Annotated in this window: 5 protein-coding genes and 1 pseudogene; all 6 read left to right on the top strand. The window is 70.5% G+C overall.

The features are described from left to right. Positions 1–273: pseudogene (locus FNH08_RS52545) on the top strand (HGxxPAAW family protein); the annotation flags it as partial. Between the two features lie 77 nt (positions 274–350). Continuing rightward, a complete protein-coding gene (locus FNH08_RS38645; protein WP_152776199.1) occupies positions 351–1241 on the top strand; it encodes a DUF2797 domain-containing protein in 891 nt (296 codons plus the stop codon). 402 nt (positions 1242–1643) lie between these two features. After that, positions 1644–2384 (top strand): response regulator transcription factor, encoded by a 741-nt coding sequence (locus FNH08_RS38640; protein WP_152776198.1) that lies wholly within the window; start codon positions 1644–1646, stop codon positions 2382–2384. Next, positions 2381–4045: a HAMP domain-containing sensor histidine kinase gene (locus FNH08_RS38635; protein ID WP_152776197.1), complete on the top strand. Its 1665-nt coding sequence runs from the start codon at positions 2381–2383 to the stop codon at positions 4043–4045. Before FNH08_RS38640 ends, FNH08_RS38635 begins: the two co-directional genes overlap by 4 nt. A gap of 14 nt (positions 4046–4059) precedes the next feature. Then, the gene (locus FNH08_RS38630; protein ID WP_152776196.1) at positions 4060–5529 is read left to right on the top strand and encodes a bifunctional glycosyltransferase family 2/GtrA family protein; all 1470 of its coding nucleotides are present in this window, start codon (positions 4060–4062) and stop codon (positions 5527–5529) included. Then, entirely contained in the window at positions 5526–7811 is a 2286-nt protein-coding gene (locus tag FNH08_RS38625; protein WP_152776195.1) for an ArnT family glycosyltransferase, read from the top strand. Before FNH08_RS38630 ends, FNH08_RS38625 begins: the two co-directional genes overlap by 4 nt. The last annotated feature ends 64 nt before the right edge of the window (positions 7812–7875 follow it).

The raw sequence follows: 7875 nt of genomic DNA, 5'->3' as shown, positions 1-7875 counted from the left end.
GTGGAGCTGTGGGGCGGGGTCGCTGTCGTCGGGGTGAGCGTGCTCGTCACCTGGGTGCTGCATCTCTCCGGATGGGGCAAACCGCCGGGGAGGCGGCCCGCGGAACAGTGGGGGATGCGGGTGCGTGACCTCTCCGCGCGGGAGGGGCATCCCGGGTGTGTGGGGTGTCGGCTGGCCGGGCGGTGGCCGAAGGAGCCGGTGGTTGTGGTGCCTGCTGAGGCGCCGGGCAGGGTTCCCGGGGTGGCCGAGGGGAGCGCGGAGGTCGCGGGTTGATCGCGGTCGAGTCCCCCGATTTCGTGTTTCGCCAGGTCAGGGCGCGTTGTCAGTGGCAGCGCCTAGTCTCGTGAGTGATGGCACAGGCGTGGAGATGTGCGGGGCTGCGATGGGTCGGCGCGGAGCCCGTGTTGATGTGGGAAGGCGGGCGCAGGAGTGCTCTGCCACGGGGGAAGAGGGTGGCCTTTGGGGTGATGACAGGGGGTGTACGGACGTGTGTGGGAGCACGGGGGAACAGGTGTCCCACACGGGCCGTGGTGTCGGGGCGGAGCACTGGCGCGCGGTGTGAGGAGTGTGCGCGGCTGGATCGGGCACACTCCGTCGCCGCCGACACCATCGCGGACGATCCGCGGCCGTACCACGTGTATCTCGCGTGGTTCGGGCCCGGCATGGTGAAGGTGGGGATCACCGCGGTCGAGCGGGGGCCCGCGCGCCTGTTGGAGCAGGGGGCTGTCTGCTTCAGCTGGCTGGGGCGTGGACCGCTGATGGCGGCTCGGCGGGCGGAGGAGCTCCTGCGGGCCGCGCTCGGAGTGCCGGACCGGATCGCGTACGCCGACAAGCGCGTCGTACGGTCCGCGTTGCCCGAGGCCGGGGAGCGGGCGGCGGAGGTGGCGGAGTCGCACGCGAGGGCGGTGGCGCTCGACGGCTGGCCGGAGTCGTTGGAGCGAGTGCCGTGCCGGACGGTCGACCACGCCGGGGTGTTCGGGCTCGACGGGTTGCCGGGCGCCTACGGGGTGGTGAGCGAGCTGGTCGAGGGCGGGACGGTGGGCGGCACGGTGCTCGCCGTCGCCGGGCCCGATCTGCATCTGGCCACCGGGCGCGGGGTCGTCGTCCTCGACACGCGGCTGATGACGGGGTGGGAACTGGTCGCGGTCGAGGCGGGGGAACAGGGGGAACAGGAGGTACTCGCCGTGCCTGTAAGGGAGTTGACGAGGGGTGGAGGTGATGTGCAGGACGGGCTTTTCTGACGGTCCGGCGGTCCGGCGGTCCGGCGGACTCTTCCGAGACGGGCCGGCAGTGAGGGGTCGTCGGAGGCTGGCGGCAGTGAGGGGTCGTCGGAGGGCGCGGGCAGTGAGGGGGCGTCCGGGGCGTGGGCGGTGTGGCGTCGTGGGGCGTCGCTGTGTCCGGGGATCGGGCTCACCCAGCGGAAGCACAGGTTCTCGGGGTCGCACACAGCATCCGCCCGAGAGGTCGCGCCCACGGGGTGGAACGCCTGGTCAGTGTGGTGCGGCGGCGGACGGACACCGCATCGTGGACGGGGACCGGAGCAGGGCGTTCCCAGGCGTTGCCTGAGAGGCGCCTGTGAGTTTCTCAGGGAAATCACAGGTTGCCGAAAGGGCGCTCTCAGAGGGGGCCGCCATGGTTCCAGCATGACCACGACCTCGCCCCAGGGGCGCACCGAACTGCTGAGGCCGGACGGGAGCCCCGTCCGAGTGCTTGTGGTGGACGACGAGCTGTCGATCACCGAACTGCTGTCCATGGCCCTCCGCTACGAGGGATGGCAGATCCGCAGCGCGGGTGACGGGCACGGGGCGGTGCAGACCGCTCGCGAGTTCCGGCCCGATGCCGTCGTCCTCGACATGATGCTGCCGGACATGGACGGCCTGGCCGTTCTGGGGCGGCTGCGGCGTGAGCTGCCGGACGTGCCGGTTCTCTTCCTGACCGCCAAGGACGCGGTCGAGGACCGTATCGCCGGGCTCACCGCCGGTGGCGACGACTACGTCACCAAGCCGTTCAGCCTCGAAGAGGTCGTGGCGCGGCTGCGTGGGCTCATCCGGCGTTCGGGTGCGGCGGACCGGCGTTCCGACTCCGTGCTCGTCGTGGGTGACCTCACGCTGGACGAGGACAGCCACGAGGTGTCGCGGGCCGGGGAGAACATCCACCTCACCGCCACCGAGTTCGAGTTGCTGCGGTTCCTGATGCGCAACCCTCGGCGTGTGCTCAGCAAGGCGCAGATCCTGGACCGCGTGTGGTCGTACGACTTCGGTGGCCAGGCCAACGTCGTCGAGCTCTACATCTCGTACCTGCGCCGGAAGATAGACGCCGGGCGTGAGCCGATGATCCACACCCGGCGCGGCGCCGGCTACCTGATCAAGCCCGCGGCGTCATGAGCGGACGACGACGGTCGCGTACGCAGGGGCAGAGGCGAGCGAACCAGCCGCGCACGCTGCGGACGCGGCTTGTCGTCTCCGTGGTGGCGCTCGTCGCCGTGGTCGCCGCCGTGATCGGCACGGTGACGACCATCGCGCTGGGGCAGCGGCTGAACGAACAGCTGAACAACAAGGTCGACGAGAACGCCGGGCGCGTGCTGGGCCCGGACAAGCCCCGCGTCGGCGCCCCTGGCCAGGCACCCGGTTCGGGGAACCAGGGGTCCGACAACGGCTCGGCGAATGTCCAGGAGACGCCGAGCACCAAGCTGAACAAGTTCGTGACGCAGGGTCCGACGCAGTTCAACACGCTCGCCGCCTACGTGGACGGCGACGGGAAGCTCGCCAACGCCGTCGTCGCCAAGTACAAGTCGTCCGACACCACCGGCTCGGACGGCATGGAAGCCAACGAGCTCAGCGCGGCGCAGATGGCGGCGCTCGCCGGCGCGTCGAAGACCGGCATGGACACCGTGGAGATCCCGGGCCTCGGGGAGTACCGGGTCAAGTACGTCGCCAGCCGGGACGGCGTCGGCGGATACTACGTCGCCCTGCCGACCGACGAGGTCAGCAGCACGATCAACACCCTCATCCTCGTCGAGATCAGCGTCACCGGCGCCGGACTCGTGGCCGCCGGTATCGCCGGTGCCGTCATGGTCGGTGTCGCCCTGCGGCCCCTGCGCAAGGTGGCCCACACCGCGACCCGGGTCTCCGAACTCCCCCTGCACACCGGCGAGGTGACGCTCAACGAGCGCGTCCCCGAGTCCGAGACCGATCCGCACACCGAGGTCGGGCAGGTCGGGGCGGCCCTCAACCGCATGCTCGACCATGTCCACGGCGCCCTCCACTCACGTCAGCAGAGCGAGATGCGGGTGCGGCAGTTCGTCGCCGATGCCAGTCATGAGCTGCGTACGCCGCTCGCCTCCATCCGCGGGTACGCCGAGCTGACCAGGCGAGGAAGAGAAGAGATCGGGCCCGACACCCGGCACGCGCTCGGGCGGATCGAGTCCGAGTCCGGGCGGATGACGTTGCTCGTCGAGGATCTGCTGCTGCTCGCTCGGCTCGACGCCGGGCGGCCGTTGCAGTTCGAGCAGACCGACCTCATCCCGCTCGTCGTGGACACCATCAGCGACGCACGGGCCGCCGGACGCCAGCACAACTGGCGCCTCGACCTGCCCGACGAGCCCGCGCTCGTGTCGGCCGACGCCGCACGCCTGCAGCAGGTCCTCGTCAACCTGCTCGCGAACGCCCGTACGCACACACCACCCGGTACGACGGTCACCGCGCGCGTGCAGCGGCGCGGGCCGTGGATGTGTGTGGACGTCGAGGACGACGGGCAGGGCATCCCGCAGGATCTGCTGCCGCACGTCTTCGAACGGTTCGCGCGCGGCGACTCGTCGCGCTCGCGTTCCTCCGGATCGACCGGTCTGGGCCTCGCCATCGTGCAGGCCGTCGCGGACGCGCACGGCGGTGCCGTGACCGTCGACAGTGTGCCCGGGCGGACCATTTTCACGGTTCACCTGCCCGCCCTTGCCCGGCCGTTGCCTTCGCTTGACCAGGCAACGAACTGGCAATCGGACTCACAGGCACAGCACAGCACCACCACATGGGTAGAACAGGGCGCTTGACGAGAGTCGTTCGCATGCGAACCGACTCTTCTCCCGGCAACCTGCCGGCGCGGGAGCACCTCCCGGCCGGCGACGCCGGTACGCCTGTCCTGGACGTAGTGATCCCCGTCTACAACGAGGAGAAGGACCTCCAGCCGTGCGTCCGCAGACTGCACGAGCACCTGGCGCGCACGTTCCCGTACGCGTTCCGCATCACGATCGCGGACAACGCGTCGACGGACACCACCCCGCAGGTGGCCGCGCGGCTGGAGGCGGAGCTCCCGGAGGTCATGTCCTTCCGGCTGGAGCAGAAGGGGCGCGGGCGGGCCCTGCGGACGGTGTGGTCCGCGTCCGACGCGCCGGTCCTCGCCTACATGGACGTGGACCTGTCCACCGACCTCAACGCGCTGCTGCCGCTGGTGGCGCCGCTGATCTCGGGTCACTCCGACCTGGCGATCGGCTCCCGGCTCAGCCGCAGCAGCAGGGTGGTGCGCGGCCACAAGCGGGAGTTCATCAGCCGCGCGTACAACCTGATCCTCCGAGGCTCGCTGCAGGCCCGTTTCTCGGACGCCCAGTGCGGCTTCAAGGCCATACGCCGTGACGTCGCCCAGATCCTGCTGCCGCTGGTGGAGGACACGGGCTGGTTCTTCGACACCGAGATGCTGGTCCTCGCCGAGCGCGCGGGCCTTCGTATACACGAGGTGCCGGTCGACTGGGTCGACGACCCGGACTCGACGGTGCACATCGTGAAGACCGCGACCGACGACCTCAAGGGGGTGTGGCGGGTGGGGAGGGCCCTGGCCACCGGCTCGCTGCCGTTGGACCGGCTCGCCCGGCCCTTCGGGGACGACCCCCGCGACCGCGAGATCCAGGACGTGCCGCGCGGTCTCGCCCGCCAGCTCGTCGGGTTCTGCGTGGTGGGCGGCTTGTCGACGCTCTTCTACCTGCTGCTCTACAGCGGCTTCCGTCCGTTCATGGGCTCGCAGTTCGCCAACGCGCTCGCCCTGCTCGTCTCGGCGATGGCCAACACCGCGGCCAACCGGCGCCTGACCTTCGGTGTACGCGGCCGGGACCATGCGGTGCGGCACCAGGCCCAGGGCCTGGTGGTGTTCGGCATCGGGCTCGCCCTCACCAGCGGCTCGCTCGCCGCCCTGAACGCGGCGACGAGCAGCCCCTCGCACTCCACGGAACTGGCGGTCCTCATCGCCGCCAACCTCGCGGCGACGGTGCTGCGGTTCCTGCTCTTCCGGGCCTGGGTGTTTCCCGACCGGCGTGACGATGCCCCGGCGGCCTCCACCGTGGTCGCCTCCCACAACCCGTCCTCGCCGACGTACGGGACGGCCTCCACGTCGGCCTCGGCGCCGACTGCCTCGCCGTACGTCACCACCCCTTACTCCACATCCCAGTTCCGCGCCGGTGACGCCGCGGACCGCACCTGGGCGGACGCGACCATCCAGCTGCAGCCGGTGCGCCCGCACGATCACGATTCGAGGAACGCGCGATGACCACGCAGTACGACACGACACCCCAGCAGGGGGTGAGTCCCGCCGCGCCGGCCTGGGGGCCGCCCACCAGAACGGCGGTTCAGGAGCCGGTGGTTCCTGAGGCCCCTCGTACCCCGACCGCTCCCGACGCCGGCCAGCCCAAGGAGCCCTTCGCGCGCCGCCTGTGGCGTGGCCGGCCCGAGGACCACCGCTGGGTGCGCCCGGCGTTCCTCCTCACGCTGCTGGTGATCGGCGGCCTCTACACCTGGAACCTCGCGGCCTCCGGGTACGCCAACTCCTTCTACTCGGCGGCCGTTCAGGCGGGCAGCCAGTCCTGGAAGGCCTTCTTCTTCGGCTCCCTCGACTCGGCCAACGCCATCACGGTCGACAAGCCCCCGGCCTCGCTGTGGCCGATGGCCCTGTCGGTGCGGGTCTTCGGTCTCAACTCCTTCGCGATCCTGTTCCCGCAGGTCCTGATGGCCGTCACCACCGCCGCTGTGCTGTGGGCGTCCGTCCGCCGCCGGTTCGGCGCCGCGGCCGGTTTCCTCACCATGGCGGTCTTCGCGCTGACGCCCGTCGCCGCCCTGATGTTCCGCTTCAACAACCCGGACGCGGCCCTCGCGCTGCTGATGGCCGCCGCGGTCTACTGCACGCAGCGCGCCATGGAGAAGGCCCAGACGAAGTGGCTGGTGTGGGCCGGTGTCGCCATCGGCCTCGCCTTCCTGGTCAAGACCCTCCAGGCCTTCCTGATCCTGCCGGTCCTCGCGCTGGTGTACGTGGTCTTCGCGCCGGCCGGTTGGAAGAAGCGCGTCGGCCAGGTGCTGCTCGCCGGGCTCGCGATGGTGGTCGCGGGCGGCTGGTGGGTCGCGATCGTCGAGCTGTGGCCGGCGTCCTCCCGCCCCTACATCGGCGGCTCACAGAACAATTCCTTCCTGGAGCTGACCTTCGGTTACAACGGCCTCGGCCGCATCAACGGCGAGGAGACCGGCAGCGTCGGAGGCGGCGGTGGCGGCGGCGGTGGCAACTGGGGCGAGACCGGCTGGGACCGGATGTTCAGCTCCAGCATCGGCGGCCAGATCTCCTGGCTGATCCCGGCCGCGCTGATCATGCTGGTGGCGGCCCTGTGGATGACGCGGAAGGCCAAGCGCACCGACACCGCCCGGTCCGCCTTCCTCCTCTGGGGTGGCTCGCTGCTGATCACCATGGTGGTCTTCAGCTTCATGCAGGGCATCTTCCACGAGTACTACACCGTGGCCCTCGCTCCCTACATCGCGCCGCTGATCGGTATGGGCGCGGCGGTCTTGTGGGAGGAGCGCGGTAAGGCATGGGTGTCGCTGACGCTGGCGGGCGCGATGACGGCGACCGCGGTGTGGGGGTACGTCCTCCTCAACCGCTCCTCCGACTACCTGCCCTGGCTGAAGTGGCTCGTGCTCGTCGGCGGTCTCGTCGCCGCGCTGGGCCTGGTCTTCGTCAACAAGCTCGGTCGCCGGTTGACCATGGGTGTCCTGGGCCTGAGCTTCGTCGCGGCGCTGGCCGGTCCGACGGCCTACACGCTCACCACGCTGAACGAGGGCCACACCGGTTCGATCGTCACGGCCGGTCCGGCGGTCGCGGGCGGTCGCGGTGGTCCCGGTGGCGGTGGCGGTGGCGGCATGGGTGGCGGCCCCGGTGGGGGCGGAGGCTTCCCGGGCGGCCAGAACCAGCAGGGTCAACAGGGTCAGGGTCAGCAGAACGGTCAGCAGGGCGGTCAGAACGGTCAGATGGGCCAGCCCCCGACCGGCGGCAACGGCGGCGGCTTCCCCGGCGGCGGCCAGAACCAGCAGGGCCAGGGGCAGCAGAACGGCAACGGCTCCACCCAGAACCAGCAGGGCGGCCCCGGCGGTCAGACCGGCGACGGCGGCGGCATGGGCGGCGGTGGCGGTGTGGGCGGTCTGCTCAACGGCGCGTCCGTCAGCTCCGAGGCCAAGGAACTCCTGGAGAAGAACGCGAGCGACTACACCTGGGCCGCTGCGGCCATCGGCGCCCAGAACGCCGCGAGCTACCAGCTCTCCACCGGCGAGCCGGTGATGGCGATCGGCGGCTTCAACGGCACCGACCCGTCCCCGACGCTGGCCGAGTTCAAGAAGTACGTGGAGGACGGCAAGATCCACTACTTCATCTCCAGCGGCAGCGGAGGCGGTATGGGAGGCAGCAGCAACGGCACATCCTCGCAGATCAGCTCCTGGGTCCAGGAGAACTTCAAGGAGGTCACGGTGGGCAACTCCACCTTCTACGACCTGACGCAGCCGACGAGCGGCGACTGATCGTTCGGGTTCGTTCGGGTTCGTTCGGGTCTTCTCAAGGGCGGTGGCCCGGGGCACAAAGCCT

The organism is Streptomyces spongiae (assembly GCF_009377185.1).
Classification (GTDB): Bacteria; Actinomycetota; Actinomycetes; order Streptomycetales; family Streptomycetaceae; genus Streptomyces; species Streptomyces spongiae.
The sequence above is the reverse complement of the archived record's forward strand: the minus strand, read 5'-3'. Positions and strand labels throughout refer to the sequence as shown.

Coding starts and splice junctions, on each gene's coding strand:
- FNH08_RS38645 (WP_152776199.1), top strand. CDS start 351: ATGGCACAGGCGTGGAGATGTGCGGGGCTGCGATGGGTCGGCGCGGAG.
- FNH08_RS38640 (WP_152776198.1), top strand. CDS start 1,644: ATGACCACGACCTCGCCCCAGGGGCGCACCGAACTGCTGAGGCCGGAC.
- FNH08_RS38635 (WP_152776197.1), top strand. CDS start 2,381: ATGAGCGGACGACGACGGTCGCGTACGCAGGGGCAGAGGCGAGCGAAC.
- FNH08_RS38630 (WP_152776196.1), top strand. CDS start 4,060: ATGCGAACCGACTCTTCTCCCGGCAACCTGCCGGCGCGGGAGCACCTC.
- FNH08_RS38625 (WP_152776195.1), top strand. CDS start 5,526: ATGACCACGCAGTACGACACGACACCCCAGCAGGGGGTGAGTCCCGCC.